The sequence below is a fragment of the Salinarimonas soli genome (genome assembly GCF_008386575.1).
GTDB lineage: Bacteria > Pseudomonadota > Alphaproteobacteria > Rhizobiales > Beijerinckiaceae > Salinarimonas_A > Salinarimonas_A soli.
In genome coordinates this window covers 1-15,734 of record NZ_VUOA01000033.1, presented here as the reverse complement: position 1 = coordinate 15,734, position 15,734 = coordinate 1, and the positions used below count along the sequence as shown (strand labels likewise).

19 protein-coding genes are annotated in these 15,734 nt (G+C 71.8%); 7 read left to right on the top strand and 12 right to left on the bottom strand.

Features of this window, described 5'->3' with window-relative positions; genetic code table 11:
• Positions 1–119 precede the first annotated feature (119 nt).
• The 3 genes from F0L46_RS17900 (at position 120) to F0L46_RS17890 (ending at position 3,001) form a co-directional block, all read left to right on the top strand.
• Positions 120–461, top strand: a complete 342-nt coding sequence (locus F0L46_RS17900) for a response regulator (protein ID WP_188312032.1) — start codon at positions 120–122, stop codon at positions 459–461.
• Positions 462–762: 301 nt separating this feature from the next.
• Positions 763–1,473, top strand: a complete 711-nt coding sequence (locus F0L46_RS17895; RefSeq protein WP_149820051.1) for a Crp/Fnr family transcriptional regulator — start codon at positions 763–765, stop codon at positions 1,471–1,473.
• A 460-nt stretch (positions 1,474–1,933) separates the two neighbouring features.
• On the top strand, positions 1,934–3,001 hold the full coding sequence (locus tag F0L46_RS17890) for an AbrB family transcriptional regulator (RefSeq protein WP_240540051.1): 1,068 nt from the start codon (positions 1,934–1,936) through the stop codon (positions 2,999–3,001).
• Between the two features lie 61 nt (positions 3,002–3,062).
• Here F0L46_RS17890 and F0L46_RS17885 read toward each other — a convergent pair whose 3' ends face one another.
• Positions 3,063–3,380, bottom strand: coding sequence for a hypothetical protein (locus F0L46_RS17885; protein WP_149820049.1), 318 nt, complete (start codon positions 3,378–3,380; stop codon positions 3,063–3,065).
• 177 nt (positions 3,381–3,557) lie between these two features.
• Here F0L46_RS17885 and F0L46_RS26255 point away from each other — a divergent pair, with 177 nt between their 5' ends.
• Complete coding sequence (locus tag F0L46_RS26255) at positions 3,558–3,866, top strand: hypothetical protein (protein ID WP_188312031.1); 309 nt, start codon at positions 3,558–3,560, stop codon at positions 3,864–3,866.
• Between the two features lie 123 nt (positions 3,867–3,989).
• On the top strand, positions 3,990–4,433 hold the full coding sequence (locus F0L46_RS17875) for a MarR family winged helix-turn-helix transcriptional regulator (RefSeq protein WP_149820264.1): 444 nt from the start codon (positions 3,990–3,992) through the stop codon (positions 4,431–4,433).
• Positions 4,434–4,442: 9 nt separating this feature from the next.
• On the opposite strand, the gene F0L46_RS17870 is transcribed toward F0L46_RS17875, so the two are convergent.
• The 7 genes from F0L46_RS17870 to F0L46_RS17840 all read right to left on the bottom strand — a co-directional run bounded on the left by F0L46_RS17870 (position 4,443) and on the right by F0L46_RS17840 (position 10,587).
• Positions 4,443–5,363 carry a beta-xylosidase gene (locus tag F0L46_RS17870; RefSeq protein WP_149820047.1) on the bottom strand — a complete coding sequence of 307 codons (921 nt, stop codon included), beginning with the start codon at positions 5,361–5,363 and terminating at the stop codon, positions 4,443–4,445.
• Between the two features lie 228 nt (positions 5,364–5,591).
• Positions 5,592–6,365 (bottom strand): TIGR04290 family methyltransferase, encoded by a 774-nt coding sequence (locus tag F0L46_RS17865; protein ID WP_149820045.1) that lies wholly within the window; start codon positions 6,363–6,365, stop codon positions 5,592–5,594.
• 8 nt (positions 6,366–6,373) lie between these two features.
• Positions 6,374–7,192, bottom strand: a complete 819-nt coding sequence (locus F0L46_RS17860; protein WP_149820043.1) for a nucleotidyltransferase family protein — start codon at positions 7,190–7,192, stop codon at positions 6,374–6,376.
• A gap of 3 nt (positions 7,193–7,195) precedes the next feature.
• Positions 7,196–8,290, bottom strand: a complete 1,095-nt coding sequence (locus F0L46_RS17855; protein WP_149820041.1) for a CgeB family protein — start codon at positions 8,288–8,290, stop codon at positions 7,196–7,198.
• Positions 8,287–8,895 (bottom strand): histidine phosphatase family protein, encoded by a 609-nt coding sequence (locus tag F0L46_RS17850; RefSeq protein WP_240540050.1) that lies wholly within the window; start codon positions 8,893–8,895, stop codon positions 8,287–8,289. The genes F0L46_RS17855 and F0L46_RS17850 overlap by 4 nt, the downstream gene beginning before the upstream one ends.
• Positions 8,896–8,905: 10 nt before the next feature.
• A complete protein-coding gene (locus F0L46_RS17845) occupies positions 8,906–9,994 on the bottom strand; it encodes an inositol-3-phosphate synthase (protein WP_240540049.1) in 1,089 nt (362 codons plus the stop codon).
• Between the two features lie 212 nt (positions 9,995–10,206).
• Positions 10,207–10,587 carry a YraN family protein gene (locus tag F0L46_RS17840; protein WP_149820037.1) on the bottom strand — a complete coding sequence of 127 codons (381 nt, stop codon included), beginning with the start codon at positions 10,585–10,587 and terminating at the stop codon, positions 10,207–10,209.
• A gap of 377 nt (positions 10,588–10,964) precedes the next feature.
• Here F0L46_RS17840 and F0L46_RS17835 point away from each other — a divergent pair, with 377 nt between their 5' ends.
• The gene (locus F0L46_RS17835; protein WP_188312030.1) at positions 10,965–11,909 is read left to right on the top strand and encodes an ABC transporter six-transmembrane domain-containing protein; all 945 of its coding nucleotides are present in this window, start codon (positions 10,965–10,967) and stop codon (positions 11,907–11,909) included.
• Between the two features lie 12 nt (positions 11,910–11,921).
• Here F0L46_RS17835 and F0L46_RS17830 read toward each other — a convergent pair whose 3' ends face one another.
• The 3 genes from F0L46_RS17830 to msrA all read right to left on the bottom strand — a co-directional run bounded on the left by F0L46_RS17830 (position 11,922) and on the right by msrA (position 13,619).
• Positions 11,922–12,437 carry a VOC family protein gene (locus F0L46_RS17830; RefSeq protein ID WP_149820033.1) on the bottom strand — a complete coding sequence of 172 codons (516 nt, stop codon included), beginning with the start codon at positions 12,435–12,437 and terminating at the stop codon, positions 11,922–11,924.
• A gap of 10 nt (positions 12,438–12,447) precedes the next feature.
• Positions 12,448–12,870: a DoxX family protein gene (locus tag F0L46_RS17825; RefSeq protein WP_149820031.1), complete on the bottom strand. Its 423-nt coding sequence runs from the start codon at positions 12,868–12,870 to the stop codon at positions 12,448–12,450.
• A gap of 125 nt (positions 12,871–12,995) precedes the next feature.
• On the bottom strand, positions 12,996–13,619 hold the full coding sequence (msrA, locus tag F0L46_RS17820; protein WP_149820029.1) for a peptide-methionine (S)-S-oxide reductase MsrA: 624 nt from the start codon (positions 13,617–13,619) through the stop codon (positions 12,996–12,998).
• A gap of 155 nt (positions 13,620–13,774) precedes the next feature.
• On the opposite strand from msrA, the gene F0L46_RS17815 reads away from it, so the two are divergent.
• On the top strand, positions 13,775–14,896 hold the full coding sequence (locus F0L46_RS17815) for a DUF3616 domain-containing protein (RefSeq protein ID WP_149820027.1): 1,122 nt from the start codon (positions 13,775–13,777) through the stop codon (positions 14,894–14,896).
• Positions 14,897–15,097: 201 nt separating this feature from the next.
• Here the strand turns inward: F0L46_RS17815 and F0L46_RS17810 are convergent, their stop codons facing one another.
• The gene (locus F0L46_RS17810; RefSeq protein ID WP_149820025.1) at positions 15,098–15,328 is read right to left on the bottom strand and encodes a hypothetical protein; all 231 of its coding nucleotides are present in this window, start codon (positions 15,326–15,328) and stop codon (positions 15,098–15,100) included.
• Between the last annotated feature and the right edge of the window lie 406 nt (positions 15,329–15,734).

Sequence of the window (15,734 nt, the reverse complement as noted above, 5' to 3'; positions counted from 1 at the left end):
GGCGTCTCCAGGCACGCGCCGTCACCCCCTAAGCACGAACCCTAATTGATCGCGATCAAGGCGCTCTGCCACATGGTGGCGTAGGACTGCACGCCGCAGCGACGTGGAACCAAGCAGCCGTGGCCACCATCCACATCATCGAGGACGACTGGGGCGTGCGCGACGCCCTGATCGAGCTCGTGCGCGGCTTCGGGCACACGGTAGCGGCCTATGAGGACGGCGAGGCCTTCATGCGGGCCGGCACGCCGCCCCCGGACGACGTGATCTTCGTCGATCTCGGCCTGCCGGGGGTGGGCGGCCAGCACGTGATCAAATGGCTCAACGGCCTGCCCGTGCCGCCCCGCGTCGTGGCGATCTCCGGCCGCTCCCGGGGCGACATCGAGGCGGCGCTACGCGACCTGCCCAACCTCACCCTCCTGCGCAAGCCCCTCGCCGCCGAGGCGATCACGCCCTTCCTGTAGGCGGGGCGCCCAGCGCGCCCTCTCTCCCACCCTCCGCCCTCGTCCCGAGGTGCCCACCGCAGGTAGGCCTCGAAGGGCGATGCAGGGATCTCCTTCCGGCTCACGAACGTGGTGCGTGCGTCGAGACGCCCGCGTTGCGGGCTCCTGGGCATGAGGGGTGGTGGGGCTCGTCCCCCCGCGTGCCTCCCGTGCGCAGCTTGACTGCCCGGGACAGCCCCTAAGGGCCCTCCCCGATGCGTCGGCGGGGATCGTCAGGCTAGTTTTTGGGCATCGAAACACCCCCGGGTTCGAGAGCGCCGCCATGACCGCCCCCCAGACCTTCAGCAACGCCAAGTTCGACGCCGGCTGGTCCCTGCGCTTCGAGGCCGGCGCCGCCGCCCCTGCGGGCGGGCGCATCGTGAGCCACCGGGCGCGCGCCATGATCGTGGACGAGGGCGACACGTCGAACGCCGTCTACGAGATCGTCGAGGGCGGGGTGATGGTGTTCAAGCTCCTGCCCGACGGGCGCCGCCAGATCATCGAGGTGCTCGGCGTCGGCGACGTGTTCGGGCTGGCTTCCACCGCGGTGTCCGACGTGAGCGCCGAGGCCCTCACCCCCGTGCGCCTCGCGATGTTCGACCGCCGTGCCGTCGACCTCGACGCGGCGCTCCGCGACCGCCTCTTCCAGCGCCTGCGGGCCCAGATGTGCGCGCTCCACGACCACGCCCTCCTGCTCGGGCGCAAGTCCGCGCGGGAGCGGGTCGCCACCTTCATCATGCGCCTCGTCGCCGGGCGCGGCGGCGTCGATTGCAGCGGCCCCCGGCGCACGAACCAGCCCGGCCGCGACGACCGCGCCCGGGTGGGCCTCGCCATGACCCGGCAGGAGATCGCCGATTATCTCGGCCTCACCATCGAGACCGTGAGCCGCGCCTTCTCGGCCCTGCGCCGCGACGGCACCATCGCCTATGACCGGCAGGACGAGGTCCAGATCGGCAATGTCTGCGGTCTGTGCCGCCTCACGGGCTCGCACTAGGCGTCGAGGTTTCGGCTCCCATGACCCGTGCCCTCCACCCCCTCATGCTGAGGTGCGACAAGTAGCGGAGCCTCGAAGCACGCACCACGCTTCCACTGCTCTCCGGAAATCCCTGGAGCGCCCTTCGAGGCCCACCTGCGGCGGGCGCCTCAGGACGAGGGTGAGGGTGGGATCGGCGGGCTTCGTGGTTTCACCCTTCCTCCCGAGAGATCCGGTCCGCCGGCCTCTCCACCTCGAGGCCGCGTCTCCGACGCGGCCTTTTCTTCGTTGCGCGGCGCAGGTCCTTGCGTGCCGCACGGGCCGGGGTTGCGGCCGGGCCGGTGGACAATGGCCGCGACGGGGGGCCACAAGAGACGAACGCCCGGTGCCGCTCCCCCGAGACAGCACCGGGCGCCCTCCGACGGGGGCGTCGCCGCCTCACGTCTCGACGCGAATCTAGAGCCCTGCCGGAGCCCCGTCCTTGATCGAGCGCAAAGCCCCCCGCCCGGACGGCACGATGTTTCGCGCGGGGCTCATCCAGGCGGGGCAGGTGCTCGCGGCGGCGCTTGGGGGCCTCGCCTTCGACCGTCTCGGCGTGCCTGCGGCCTGGCTCTCGGGCGCCGCGGCCGTGGTGATCGTCATGGGGGGCCTGCGGCTCGGGGCGCCCCTGGCGCGCCCCCTGGCCGATCTCGGCATGCTGCTTTCGGGCGTCGTCATGGGGGCCGGGATCACGCCGCAGGCCTTGCAGGCGGTCGCGCTTTATCCCTTGAGCCTCGCGGTGCTGGCGCTCGCGGTGGTCTCCGTCACGGGGGCGTCGGCGTTCTACCTCGTGCGGCTCGCGGGCTGGCGGCGCGACGATGCCATCCTCGCCTCGGTGCCCGGCGCCCTCACCACCGTGATGGCGGTAGCGGCCGACCGGAACGCGGCCCTGGGGCCCATCGCCGTGGTGCAGTCCGTGCGCCTCCTCGTCCTCGTCGCCGTGCTGCCGAGCCTCGTGAGCCTGGCCGGCGGCGGGGCTGGCGGCGCGCTCCCGGGGGCCGGGCAGGCGCTCGCGGGGCCGGAGCCCTTCGCGGTCACGGTGGGATCGGGTCTCCTGCTGGGGCTTGCCCTGGAGCGCCTCGGGGTCGCGGCGCCGATCCTGCTCGGCGGCACGCTCGCGAGCGCGGTGCTGCACGGGACGGAGCTCGCCCCCGGCGTGCCGCCTCCGCCCGTGACGGCCTTCGCCTTCGTGCTGGTGGGCATCTACATCGCCGAGCGCGTGCGCACCCTCGACGGCCGCGCCTTCCTGCGCACGCTCCCGGCGGCGCTCGGCTCGCTCGCCATCGGGGCCGGGGTCGCGGGCGCTTTCGCGACGGCGAGCGCGGCCATCGCACGCGTCGGCCTGCCCGACGCCCTCGTGGCCTTCGCGCCCGGGGGCCTGGAGGCCATGATGGTGCTGGCGGTCGTGCTCCACCTCGATCCGCTCTATGTGGGCATCCACCACCTGGCGCGGTTCCTGAGCATCGGCTTCCTGCTGCCCGTGATGTTCGCCGGCCTCCGGCGCCCGTGAGGGGGCGACGCCTTCCTCGCCCCTGAACGGCGGGCAGGGGCGCGGCGCCCCCCGATCGGCCTCAGCGATAGCCGTCCGTGCTGCAGACCTCGACCGGGCGGCGGACATAGACCCCGCGATAGGCGTCATAGCGCTCGCGGTAGCGGGTCACGCAGCGGGTGACGCGGGGGCGGCGCTCGATGTAGCGCTCCTCCTCGTAGCCGCGCTCGTAGCCGCTGCGACCGCGCGTCCAGGGCGGACCGCCTTCGTGGCCTGGCTTGTGGTGGACGGTCTGCGCCGGCGGCGTCCCGCCGAGGCCGCGGTCCCCCGCGAGCGGGGTGGCGAGGGCGGCGCCGGCCGTGAGGCCCAGGGCCGCCGCGGCGAGCATAGCGATCCGCATCGGAATCCTCCTGTCTGATCGAGAACGCGCAGCCGGGGCCGGCGTTCTCCTGCGCCGCCCCATGCCATCGCGGCGGGCGGGATGCAAGGCGGCGGAGCCCCGCCGGAACCGGGTTCCTGGAACCGCGCCCGCGCCGTCACGTTCGCTTTGCAGACCACGTTTTCTGAGGAGACATCCATGCGCAAGCTTCTCGTCGCGGCCTCCGCTGCCGCGCTCTTCGCTCTTCCGGCCCTCGCCGCCGACGGCGGTGCCGCGGGCGGCGCCATCGCGGGCGGCGCGGCCGGCGCGGTCGTCGGCGGCCCGGTGGGGGCGGCCGTGGGCGCCGGCGTCGGCGCGGTGGCGGGCGACTCCGCCTCCGGCCCCGACCGTAAGAACGTGACCATCGAGGAGCGCGGCTCCACGACGGGCTCGGTGGGCTGCTCCAGCACCACGACCCAGACCCGCGACGTCACCGGCACGACCACGCAGCGCCGCACCGACTGCTGAGGCGCGACGCGCCCTGGATCCTGCCGGGTCCAGGGCGCCCGCCTGACCCGTGACAGACAATTCGATCGCGTGCTATGGTTCCCGCTCGGCGAGCGGAGACGGCGCGTGGACGAAAACATCGATATGGCGGCCGGGCGCGGCACGCCCCGGCTGAGCGGCCAGCTGTGCTTTGCCGCCTATTCCCTCGTCCAGGCGTTCAACCGCGCCTACAAGCCGCTCCTCGACCGGCTCGGCCTCACCTATCCGCAATATCTCGTCCTGCTCGTCCTGTGGGAGCGGGACGATCAGACCGTGAAGGCGATCGGCGACCGGCTCGGGCTCGACTCGGGCACGCTGACCCCGCTCCTCAAGCGGCTGGAGGCCGCCGGCATCGTGCGCCGCACCCGCGACAGCGCCGACGAGCGCCAGGTCCGCATCACCCTGACGGCGCCCGGCCGCGCCCTGGAGGCGGAGGCCGGGCAGGTCTTCGAGGAGGTGGGCCGCACCACGGGCCTGTGCTCGACGGAGCTGGAGGGCCTCAAGGACACCCTGATCCGCCTGCGCGACACGATGAACGGCGCCCTCTGACCCGGGCCTCTACTCGGCGGCGACGCCCGGTGCGATCGTGCCCCCGCCATAGCGGCGGATCATGCGGGCGCAGAACTCCGCGAACTGCATCTTGTCCTTAGGCGGGCTCGTGTGATGGGGCGCGATGCCCAGATGCTCGGGGGTGAAGCAGAACGTCACCGTCACGTCGAAGTCCTGCACGGCCGTCATCATGCGGTCGAACCAGCGGTCGGCGTCGGGGCGGAAGCTGTCGGCCCAGGACAGGCCCGTGCGCAGGTGGCGCACGCCGAGCCGCTTCATCCACGCGACCGCGTCGTCGAGGCGGTGGTCCTCGTAGTGGAACCACTGGCACAGGCCCATCCGGGCGGCGAAGGGCGCGTAGGCCTCCAGCGAGGGCTTCGGCGTCCCGTCCTGTCGCAGCAGCCCCATGTAGAAGTGGCGGTAATAGGAGGAGCCCTCGGCCTCGCGGTGGCGCGTCGTGGCCTCCCACTCGCGGGGCAGGTCGTAGAGCGAGTACCAGTGGACGCGGGGCACCTTGTCGACGAGGAGCTCGGCGGTGCGCTTCACGCCCCAGGCCTGGACCTCCTCGGCGCCGAAGGACGACACGCCCGCTTCCGTGACCCAGATCGGCTTGTCGGGCACCACGGCCCGGATCTCGTCGATCTTGTTGGGCCATTCGGAGATCTGCCAGAGGTTCCAGTCGAGGGGGAAGCCGTGCACGGCCACCACGTCGACATGGTCGAGGACGCCCTTGTCCCGCATGTTGAGGATGAAGGCGGGATCGATGGGCGAGATGCCGCCGAGCACGCGGGGCAGGTTCGCGTCCTCGGCCCGGATCGCCTGCCCCGCCGCGATCGCGGTCTCGGCGAACAGGCTCCAGCCCGGATCGATCTCGGGATCCCAGTGCGACTTGTTGTTGGGCTCGTTCCAGATCTTGGCCGCTTCGATCATTGCCTGGTCCTTGTGAATGGTCTGCGCTTTCACCTCTCCCCGCGGGCGGGGAGAGGGCCTCGCCCGCGAACCGGCGGGCGAGGCGAGCGAACGTGAGTGAGCGGGGGTGAGGGGGCGTTCGAGGTGGAGCCCGACCGTCCAGGCCCCCTCACCCTCGGGCTGCCGCCTCCGCCTCAAGCCCCGGCAAGGGGGCTTTCGGCCCTCTCCCCGCATGGCGGGGAGAGGTGGTCAGCCCCCCGGTCCCCGCGCCGGGTAGGCCGCCTCGACCCAGGGGAGGCGCTCGCCCCGGCGGCAGATATAGACCTCCTCCTCCGGGTGGCTCTCGATCGTGAAGCCCGAGGAGCGCAGCATCGCCTCGGTGCAGGCGCGGTTGGGGGTCCACCAATTGGTCGGGTCGTTGGAATAATGCTTCTCGATGAAGTGCATCTTCGGGTAGCCCGGCCGGTCGAAGTGCTCGGTCTCCTGGAAGGGGTAGTCGTCGGCCACGGGCTCCACCTCGCGGGAGCCGCGCTGCATGGACTGGAAGATCAGCATGTCGCGGGCGACGTGCTCGTAGATGAGGTCGAGGGCAAGCAGCGGGTGGCGCAGGTGGTAGAGCACCCCCATGAACACCACCACGTCGAAGGTCTCGCCGAGCGCCGCCACGTCGTAGACGGAGAGCTTGCGGAACTCGATGTCGTGGCCCTCGACCTCAGCCGCGAAGCGCGCCTGCGCGAGGTAGTCCTCGTCGAAGTCGACGCCGAGCACGCGCTCGGCGCCGCGCCGCTTCATCTCCATGGAGTAGAAGCCGCCGTTGCAGCCGATGTCGAGGACGGTCTTCCCCGTGAGGTCGGCGGGGATCGCATGGGCGAAGCCCTTGAACTTCACGGCCGGGTAGTCGCCGAGGAAGTGGTCGGGGGCGGTGCGCACCCCTTTCAGGTCGAGATTGTGGAACCACGGTCCGAGCGCCTCGGCGCGGCGGCGGATCTCGTCCGGGGTGAGGCGGTGGTCGACGGCGTTCATGGGCGGGCTCACTCCCTGTTGGCGTCGTGCAGGCCCTCGACGGCGCGGCCGGCCGGACGGCCGAGCGCCACGCGGGCCCCCGATGCGATCTCGCTCTCGCCCCCGGCGGCGTCCGCCAGGAGGCCGATGGCGGCGCGGTAGCCGTTGAGCGTGCCGACATCCACGTAAGCGGTGCCGGCCCGGACCCCGGCCGCCTCGCCGCCGCGGGCGAGATATTCGTTGACGAGGGTGCCGATATATTCGTCGCCCCGTCCGGGCTCCCGCCACAGGGCGTGGAGCTCGTGCAGGACGCGGCCGGGCATCTTGAAGGCGCCCCAGATCCAGCGCGAGCGCGCCTGCGGGCTCTTCACCTGGATCTCCGTCACCCGGTCGCCCTCGTCGAGGACGACGGCGTCGAAGAACTCGGGGAACTCGACCGGAAAGAGCAGGAAGGAGAGCCGGTCGTCGGGCAGCGAGGCGAGGCCGCTGTCGGGAAACCACACCGTGTCGGGCAGGCCCACCAGCACCGGCTCGTCGGGCCCCACCAGCGGCGCCGCGCGGAAGATCGCGTCGCACAGGCCCGCCGCCTGCGGCTGGACCACGTAGGCGATCGACGCGTCGCCGTAGCCCGCGCCGTAATATTCCATGATGTCGGACTTGCCTGGCGAGATCACGAAGCAGATCTTGTCGGCCCCGCCGCGGATCATGCGCTCGACGAGATATTCGCTCACCGCGCAGGGACGCTCCACCCCCGCCTCCAGGCGGCTGCCCACCGGCAGGAGCTCCTTCGAGAAGGCGAGCGGCTGGATGCGGCTGCCGCGGCCCGCGGCCGGAACGATGCCCCACATAGGTCAGGCCTCCATCATGGCGGGCTGCGCGCCGTCTCGCGCCGCCTCGACGAGCGCCACGAGGGTGGCGGCGCGGTGGGCGGAGGTGTGCTCGGCGAGCGTCCGCTCCCGGGCGGCGCGGCCGATGCGGGCGAGCTCGGCGTCGGAGAGATCGAGCGCCACCACCGCCTCGGCGGTCGTGGCCGCGGTGAGGATCTCGGAGCCGGGCCGGAAGAACGCGTCGAGGCCCTCCCAGGTGTCGGAGAGGAGCGGGCAGCCGCAGGCGGCGGCCTCGAACAGGCGACCCGACGGGCACCAGCCCATGGCCGCCATGGCGGCGCGCGTCACGTTGAGGGTGAGGCGCGAGGAGGAGAAGAAGGCCGGGTGCGTCGGGGGCGGCAGGTGGCGCACGAAATAGATGTTGTCGGTCCAGGGGAAGTCGCCCGGATATTGCGCGCCCCCGATGAGGAAGCGCTGCCCCGGCCGCTGGCGCGCGGGCTCGATGAACAGCGCCTCCAGTGCCGCCTGCCGGTCGGCCGCGTAGGTGCCCATGTAGGACAGATCGGCCCGGAAAGCCTCGACGGGCTCCACGGGCCGGTGCACGTCCGGGTCCACGTGGCCGTAGAGGGGCGCGGCCGAGCGGGCGCCGAGATCCTCGCGCAGCGCGTCGAGCGCCGCGCCGCCGGTGTAGCTCAGCACGAGGTCGAAGCCGCCCAGGCCCCCCGGGCCGATATAGGTGGTGGTCTCGCCCGCCTGGAGGCGCGAGAGGGTGACGGGCGTGTCGAGGTCGTAGAACACCCGCACCGCTTTGGGCGCGTCGAGCACGAGCGCCGTGGCCTCGATCCCGTGCGGGCAATAGGAGGTGACGAGGGCGACGTCCGCCTCCGCGACGTGGCGGGCGGCCGAGGCGCGCACGCCCTCCCAGTCGCGGTACAGGATCAGCTCGCCGCCGGGGATCTCGGTGAGGTCCCGGTTCTCGGCGTAATAGGGCACGTCCTGCTCGAAGAACACGACCCGGTGCCCCGCCGCGTGGAGCGCCTTGACGAGGCCGCGCCAGAGCGTGGCGTGCCCGTTGCCCCAGGAGGAGGAGATCGTGAGGCCGAAAATAGCGATCTTCATGGGCAGGCCTCGTTGAGGGTGAGGATCCTCGCCCCCCAGTCGCCCACCGCGACCGTGGAGACGGAGGCCGGGTCGACGGCGATGCGGTCGTAGGCGTCCGCCGACAGGCCGAGATAGAGGAGCAGCGTGGCGCGGATCACGTCGCAATGGCTGACGAGCGCCACCTGGCCGTCGGGATGCGCCGCCCGCAGGTCCTCGATGTGGTCGCGCATGCGGGCCTGGACCGCCGCCATGCTCTCGCCCCCCGGGGGCCGCGCGAGGCCGCGCGCGCCGTTCCAGCGCCGCCAGTCCGGATCGTCCTGGAGCGCGTCGAAGGACCGGCCCGTCCAGGCGCCGAAATCGATCTCGTCGAGGGCGGGCGCCGTGTCGAGGGGCAGGTTCAGGCGCGCCGCGATGGGCGCCGCCGTCTCGCGGGCCCGCTCCAGGGGACTCGTCTGCACGGCGCGGACCGGCGCGCCGGCCAAGCGCCCGGCAAGACGCCCGGCAAGGCGCTCCGCCTGGGCCCGGCCCTCGGGGCTCAAGGGCACGCCCGGCATCCGGCCGGTGAGGACCCGGCCGAGGAGCCCGTGCGCGGCGTGGCGGATCAGGTGGACGACGAGGGTCACGGCCGACGCCTCAATGGGTGGCCTCGTCCTCGCCCGCCACGAAGCGCATGGTGGCCTCGCGCGCCTCGTTGTCGGTGAACTGCTGCGGCGGCGACTTCATGAAGTAGCTCGACGGGCCGATCAGCGCCCCGCCGATGCGCCGGTCGAGGGCGACCTTGGCGCAGCGCACGGCGTCGATGACGATGCCGGCGGAATTGGGTGAGTCCCACACTTCGAGCTTGAGCTCGACGTTGAGCGGCACGCCGCCGAATGTGGTGCCCTCCAGCCGGATATGGGCCCATTTGCGGTCGGTGAGCCAGGGCACGTAGTCGCTCGGGCCGACATGGACGTTCTCGGGGTCGAGGGGCACGTCGAGCTGGCTCGTCACGGCCTGGGTCTTGGAGATCTTCTTCGATTCCAGGCGCTCGCGCTCCAGCATGTTCTGGAAGTCCGCGTTGCCGCCGAAATTGAGCTGGTAGGTGCGGTCGAGCCGCACGCCGCGCTCGCGGAAGAGGTTCGCGAGCACCCGGTGAACGATGGTGGCGCCGACCTGGCTCTTGATGTCGTCGCCGATGATCGGCAGGCCGCGCTCCTCAAAGCGCTTGCGCCATTCGGGCTTCGACGCGATGAAGACGGGGATGCAGTTCACGAAGGCGCAGCCCGCCTCGAGCGCGGCCTCCGCGTAGAACTCCGTGGCGCGCTGCGAGCCCACCGGCAGGTAGGACACGAGCACGTCCGTGCGCGAGCGCTCCAGGGCCGCCCTCACGTCGGCGACAGGCGTGTCGGATTCGTCGATCTCCTCGCGCAGGTAGCGCCCGAGCCCGTCGAGGGTCGGCCCGCGCTCGACCGTGACCCCGAGGGGCGCCACGTCGGCGAAGCGGAGCGTGTTGTTGGGGCGGGCCAGGATCGCCTCCGAGACGTCCCGGCCCACCTTGTCGGCGGCGACGTCGAAGGCGGCCGAGATCTCCACGTCGCCCACATGGTAGCCGCCGAGCTCGACGTTCATGAGCCCCGGCACGGGCACGTTGTCCTTGGCGTCGCGGTAATAGGTGAGCCCCTGGACGAGGGACGAGGCGCAGTTGCCGACGCCCACGATACCGACACGCAGCTTGTTTCTCACGGGCGGGACTCCCTCGGGGCACGGACGATGGCGATCACGGCGGCGTCCCCCTCGATGCGGATCGGGGTGCATCGGAGGGCGCGACCGGGTCGTCGGCGGACCCGCCGGCCGTCGGGGCCGGCGGAAAAGCTTGACCGTCTGAACGGCCAAGGATCGCCGATCGTTCCCTTCCCGGCCGGATTCTTTGTAGAAGGTTTGTCGCAGGGGCCGGGTCAGAAGCCCGTGAGCTCGAAGGCGCCTGGCACGTGGCGCGGCCAGCGGCGGGGGGCGACGAGCACGGCGTCGGCGCGGTAGCTCAGGCCCGCGGCCCCGGGATGGCGCGCGATCCAGGCCCGGACGGCGCGCGAGAAGCGCTCGCGCTTCGTGGCGTCGATGGACAGGAGCGCCGCCTCCAGATCCGCCCGCGCCTTCACCTCGACGAAGGCGACGAGCCCGCCCCGGCGCATCACGAGATCGATCTCGCCCCCCGCCGCCTTGAACCGCCGGGCGAGCGGCCGGTAGCCCTTGACCATCAGGGCCACGAGCGCGAGCGTCTCGGCGGCATGCCCCCGGCGATGGGCGGCCCGGCGTTGCTGGGGCGAACGAGCGATCATCGCGCCACTGTGCCGGGATCGGGGGGAAAGGGAAGAGGCTCATGCACCTCCCCTCTCCCATGGGGAGAGGGGCCGGGGGTGAGGGGATATCACCGCAAACCAGCGGATCTCCCCACCGCCCTCGTCCTGAGGCGCCCTGCGGAGCAGGGCCTCGAAGGGCGTTCCAGGGATCTTCCTCCGGCTCACGCATGTGGTGCGTGCTTCGAGACGCCCGCTGGCGCGGGCTCCTCAGCATGAGGGGGGCGGAAATCGCTGGATCAGCGTCGTATCCCCTCACCCCCAGCCCCTCTCCCCGTGGGAGAGGGGAGCCGTCCCGGAACCTTGGACCCCGCCCGCGCGTCGTCGTGCCGTGGTCCCCGTCAGGGCCCGGAGCCGTCATGAGCCGACCGATCGCCAAACCGAAGCCCCGCGGCCCCTCCGCCCTCGAAGCCATACGCCCCTTCCAGACCCGGATCGGGCTCACCTATTTCCTCACCTTCGTGGAGGACCTGCTCGAGCTCTCCTATCCGTGGGCGACGGGCCTCGCGATCGACGGGCTGCTCGCGCACAATTACTGGCAGGCGGCTCCCATCATCGTGGCCTGGATGCTGCGCTCGATGTTCGGGTGCTTCCGCCAGATGTACGACACCCGGCTCTACACGAGCGTCTACAACGCCATCGTGACCGACACGATCCTGCGCCAGCGCGCCCGGGGAGTGCCCGCCACCACGGTCTCGGCCCGCTCGGCCATGTCCCGGGAATTCGTCACCTTCTTCGAGAAGGAGGTGCCCGTGATCTTCACCTCGGTGGTGGGGATCGTGGGCTCGGCCCTGATCCTGTTCTATTACGACCTCATCATCGGCGCCGTGACGGCCCTTCTCTTCGTGCCGGTCTATCTCATCAACCGGGTCTATTCGCGCCGCTCGCTGAAGCTTAACACGGGCCTCAACGACCAGCTCGAGCGCGAGGTCGACATCATCGAGACGGCCGATCCGGAGGCGATCCGCCAGCATTTCATCGGCGTCCAGACCTGCCGGGTGAAGCTCTCGGACGCGGAGGCCTTCAACTGGACGACCGTGGAGGTGCTCTCGATCGCCGTGTTCATCGCGGTGCTCGTGCGCGCGACCTACCTGCCGTCCACGGAGACCGGCGACATCTTCGCCATCCTCGTCTATGTCTGGCGCTTGATGGAGAACCTCGACAACGTTCCCACCATCGTCCAGCAGATCGCCCGCCTCGTCGACATCCGCACCCGCATCGAGGGCGGCGCCTCCATCGAGGCGATCGGCGCCGAGATCGAGCGGGGGCAGGAGGAGGACGAGGAGGAGGCGCGGCGGATCTAGAGGGCCCGCCGCTCACCCCTCCGCGAGCAGCCCGTCGAGGTCGAGGGCGCGGGTGACCATGGCGAGGCTCCCGTCGGGCATGGTGGGCCAGTCCTCGGGCGGGCGGTCGCGGTAGAGCTCGACCCCGTTGCCGTCGGGGTCGCGCAGGTAGAGGGCCTCGCTCACCCCGTGGTCGGAGGCGCCGTCCAGGGGGATCCCCGCGGCGATCAGGCGGCGCAGGGCGTCGGCGAGCGCCGCCCGCGTCGGGTAGAGGATCGCCGTGTGGAACAGCCCCGTGCTGCCGCGCGGGGGCGGCGCGCCGCCGAGGCTCTCCCAGGTGTTGAGCCCGATATGGTGATGGTAGCCCCCCGCCGAGACGAAGGCGGCCTGGGACCCGTAGCGCTGCATCAGCTCGAAGCCGAGCACGCCGCAATAGAAGCCGATCGCCCGGTCGAGATCCGCCACCTTGAGATGGACGTGGCCGATCCGGGTGCCCGGATCGATGGGGCGTGGGGTGCGCCCCTCGCCGGAGAGGGGGACGGGGGCCATGGCGTGAGCCTCAGCGCGCCCAGGAGGGGCGGTGACCCCCGGCCGAGCGGGCGCCGTCCACGCTCAGCGCGCCGGGCCCGGTGAACACCAGGAGCAGGAACACGAAGCAATAGAGGATCGCGGCGTCGCCGCCGTTGAGGACGGGATAGAGGCCGCGCGGGGCGTGGAACATCCAATAGGCCACCGCCATCTCGCCCGCCAGGATGAAGGCCACGGGCCGGGTGAACAGGCCGAGCAGGATGAACAGCCCGCCCACCAGCTCCAGGATCGCGCCGATCCCGAACAGCGACAGGACCGGCGGCAGGCCGCTCGCGGGCGGCGCCGGGAAGCCGAAGAGCTTCTGCAGGCCGTGGGGGATGAAGATCAAGGCGGCGGCGATGCGCAGGGCCGCCAGGGCGTAGGGCGTGTAACGGTCGAGCTTGTCGTAGAACATCGGGGTACCATCATGGCTGAAGCGGGCGCGGGGTCGACGCGGCCGGCGTTGAATGGTTCATGTAAGCGCTTTCGCGCCGGCCCGACCTTGCAAGCCTGCACGACGATGCTTGCGCTTATCTCGGGTCAGGATTTGGGCGTGCCCCAGACGGCCTCGAGCCGGGCGTCGCGCCCGCAGCCGAACCGGTAATAGCGGTATTTCACCGGGTTCTTCTGATAGTAGTCCTGATGGTAGTCCTCGGCCTCGTAGAAGGCGGTCGCGGGCTTCACCTCGACGGTGATGGGCTGGGTGAAGCGCGACGTGAGGGCCGTCTTCGAGGCGGCGGCAAGGCGCGCCTGCTCGGCGTCATGGGTGTAGATGCCCGGCCGGTACTGGGTGCCCTTGTCGCAGAACTGGCCCCTGGCGTCGACGGGGTCGACATTGGCCCAGTACGTCGAGAGCAGCGTCTCGTAGGAGACCTTGGCGGGATCGTACACCACCCGCACGGCTTCCGTGTGCCCCGTCCGGCCCGCCGAGACCTGCTCGTAGGTGGGGCCCGGCACGGTGCCGTCGGTATAGCCCGAGGTGGTGGAGACCACGCCCGGCAGCTTGTCGAAGGGCGGCTCCATGCACCAGAAGCAGCCGCCCGCGAAGGTCGCCGCGGCGAGCCCGGGGGGAGGCGGCGGGGCGGCCTTGGTGGCCTCGCCCGCGCTCGCGAGGCCGCAGGCGCTGAGAAAGGCGAGGACGGCGAGCAGGGGGGCGCGCTTCATGGGGGTCTCCTTAGACGGCCTATCCTCCATATGCCTCATCCGGCGCGCGCCTGCACCGCCGGGCCCGATCACGATCGCGTTCCAGGGGCGCCCGCGCGCCGCGACCGCGGCCCCCCTCGCGCGTTAGCTTCGGCCAGCCCCGGCAAGGAGACCCCGTGCCCCAGACCGCCCCCGTCAGCCACCAGGTCGCGCTCGCCTTCCACGATTGGCGGCCCCTGCGGCACGTCGAGGATCCGCTGCACAAGGACCTCTCCGCCGTCGCGCGGGCCGGGGACAGCCTGTTCGTGGCCTGCGACGAGACGGCGAGCGTCGAGCGGCTGAGCCGCCAGCCCGACGGCAGCTACGGCGCCCACGCGCATTTCGCCCTCGACGCGTTCTTCGACCTGCCGGAGGGCGACGGCGGCGAGATGGACATCGAGGGCCTGTGCGCGAACGGGGGCTATCTCTGGATCGTGGGCTCGCATTCCCTCAAGCGCGCGAAGCCGAAAGGCGAGGACGACGGGAAATCCGCCGAGGCCCTGGAGCGCATGGAGCGCATCGAGCGCGAGCCCAACCGCTTCTTCCTCGGCCGCATCCCCCTCATCGAGGAGCGGCCGGGCCTCTTCACCCCCGTGGCCCGCGGCGGCGAGCGCCGGCCGGCGAGCGCCCGGTGCGGCCAAAAGCGCGGCGCGCTGGAGCGCTGGCTGCGCCGCGACGCCCATCTGGCGCCGTTCCTCGACATCCCCTCGAAGGAGAACGGCTTCGACGTCGAGGGCCTGGCGGTGCGGGGCGACCGGGTGTGGCTCGGGCTGCGCGGCCCGGTGCTGCGGGGCCATGCCGTGGTGATCGAGATGACGCTCAAGGTCACGTCGAAGGGCCGGCTCAAGGCCAGGCGCATCGACGGGCGGCGCTACCGCAAGCACCTCCTCGACACCCGCGGCCTCGGCATCCGCGACATGCGCCTCGACGGCGAGGACCTGCTGCTGCTGGTCGGCCCCACCATGTCGATCGAGGGGCCGGCCTACGTGCTGCGCTGGCGCGGGGCCGCGCGCCAGGACGTCGCGGGCGTCGTCGATCCGGATCGGATCCGCGAGGTCGCGGAGCTGCCCTATCGGCTCCACGCCGACCACCCGGAGGGCTTGGAGCTGTGGCCCGAGGCGGGCCCGGACGCGCTCCTCGTGATCTACGACGCCCCGGCCCCCGAGCGCGTCGACCCCGAGCGCTTCACCGTCCAGGCCGACGTGATCTGCACCGAGACCCGCCGGTCCGGCGGCCTCCTGCACCGCCGCACCCGTTGAGGGGGTGCCTCAAGGGGCGGGAAACGACCCGGCTCCAGCCCTCCCTCCCCTCGTCCTGAGGTGCCCTGCGGGGCAGGGCCTCGAAGGACGCTCCAGGGATCTCCGGAGAGCTGTGGCAGCGTGTTGCGTGCTTCGAGACGCGCTCTTCGAGCGCTCCTCAGCATGAGGTGGGTGGGACCGCTTCCGGTCCAGGCCCGCCCCTCACCCCTTCGCCCGGGTCACCGACTTGATCTGGAGGCGGGGGCGCCCCGATTTCTCGGCGATCGCCTGGTCCTGCTCCTCGATGATCCGCCGCGCGGGCTCGTCGCCGTCGAGGCCGCCGAGATCGGTGGTCGGGACACGCCGGTTGGAGGCGCGGGAGCCGTCCTCGTAGACGACGTCGAAGAGAACGAAGGCGCGGTCGAGCGGCTTCGATTTTGCGCGTTTGGCCATGGCTGACAATCATGCTGGCCGCGTGTTGCGGCGGGTTCACACGTCAACGGCCACGCATGACGGGCCCGGACCGCCCCTCGGCGCGTCCGCGTCCCGGCATCGTGGCCGCATCCCGGGGCCTCGCGGCCAGGTTCGGGTTCGCCCTCACATGGGGCACGCCGCCGCCCGACGCAATGCGCCCCTCGCATGGGACCCACCCCCGCCGCGCAGGACGGGCGCTTCCCTCCCCCTTGCGGGGAGGGGTAGGGGTGGGGGTCGGGACGCGAGAGGTCCCGGTCCCGAAGAGGGCTGTACGAGCGTGCGTGCTCCCTACGCCCCCGCCAGCTCCGACTTTCCGACCCCCACCCCACCCCACCCCCGCAAGGGGGGAGGGGTGCGGGCCTGCCTTGACATTCCTATACACCTG

Coding starts and splice junctions, on each gene's coding strand:
- F0L46_RS17885 (WP_149820049.1), bottom strand. CDS start 3,380: ATGCGGATCGCTATGCTCGCCGCGGCGGCCCTGGGCCTCACGGCCGGC.
- F0L46_RS17830 (WP_149820033.1), bottom strand. CDS start 12,437: ATGGCCCCCGTCCCCCTCTCCGGCGAGGGGCGCACCCCACGCCCCATC.
- msrA (WP_149820029.1), bottom strand. CDS start 13,619: ATGAAGCGCGCCCCCCTGCTCGCCGTCCTCGCCTTTCTCAGCGCCTGC.
- F0L46_RS17865 (WP_149820045.1), bottom strand. CDS start 6,365: ATGAACGCCGTCGACCACCGCCTCACCCCGGACGAGATCCGCCGCCGC.
- F0L46_RS17860 (WP_149820043.1), bottom strand. CDS start 7,192: ATGTGGGGCATCGTTCCGGCCGCGGGCCGCGGCAGCCGCATCCAGCCG.
- F0L46_RS17870 (WP_149820047.1), bottom strand. CDS start 5,363: ATGATCGAAGCGGCCAAGATCTGGAACGAGCCCAACAACAAGTCGCAC.
- F0L46_RS17835 (WP_188312030.1), top strand. CDS start 10,965: ATGAGCCGACCGATCGCCAAACCGAAGCCCCGCGGCCCCTCCGCCCTC.
- F0L46_RS26255 (WP_188312031.1), top strand. CDS start 3,558: ATGCGCAAGCTTCTCGTCGCGGCCTCCGCTGCCGCGCTCTTCGCTCTT.
- F0L46_RS17875 (WP_149820264.1), top strand. CDS start 3,990: ATGGCGGCCGGGCGCGGCACGCCCCGGCTGAGCGGCCAGCTGTGCTTT.
- F0L46_RS17825 (WP_149820031.1), bottom strand. CDS start 12,870: ATGTTCTACGACAAGCTCGACCGTTACACGCCCTACGCCCTGGCGGCC.
- F0L46_RS17895 (WP_149820051.1), top strand. CDS start 763: ATGACCGCCCCCCAGACCTTCAGCAACGCCAAGTTCGACGCCGGCTGG.
- F0L46_RS17810 (WP_149820025.1), bottom strand. CDS start 15,328: ATGGCCAAACGCGCAAAATCGAAGCCGCTCGACCGCGCCTTCGTTCTC.
- F0L46_RS17840 (WP_149820037.1), bottom strand. CDS start 10,587: ATGATCGCTCGTTCGCCCCAGCAACGCCGGGCCGCCCATCGCCGGGGG.
- F0L46_RS17855 (WP_149820041.1), bottom strand. CDS start 8,290: ATGAAGATCGCTATTTTCGGCCTCACGATCTCCTCCTCCTGGGGCAAC.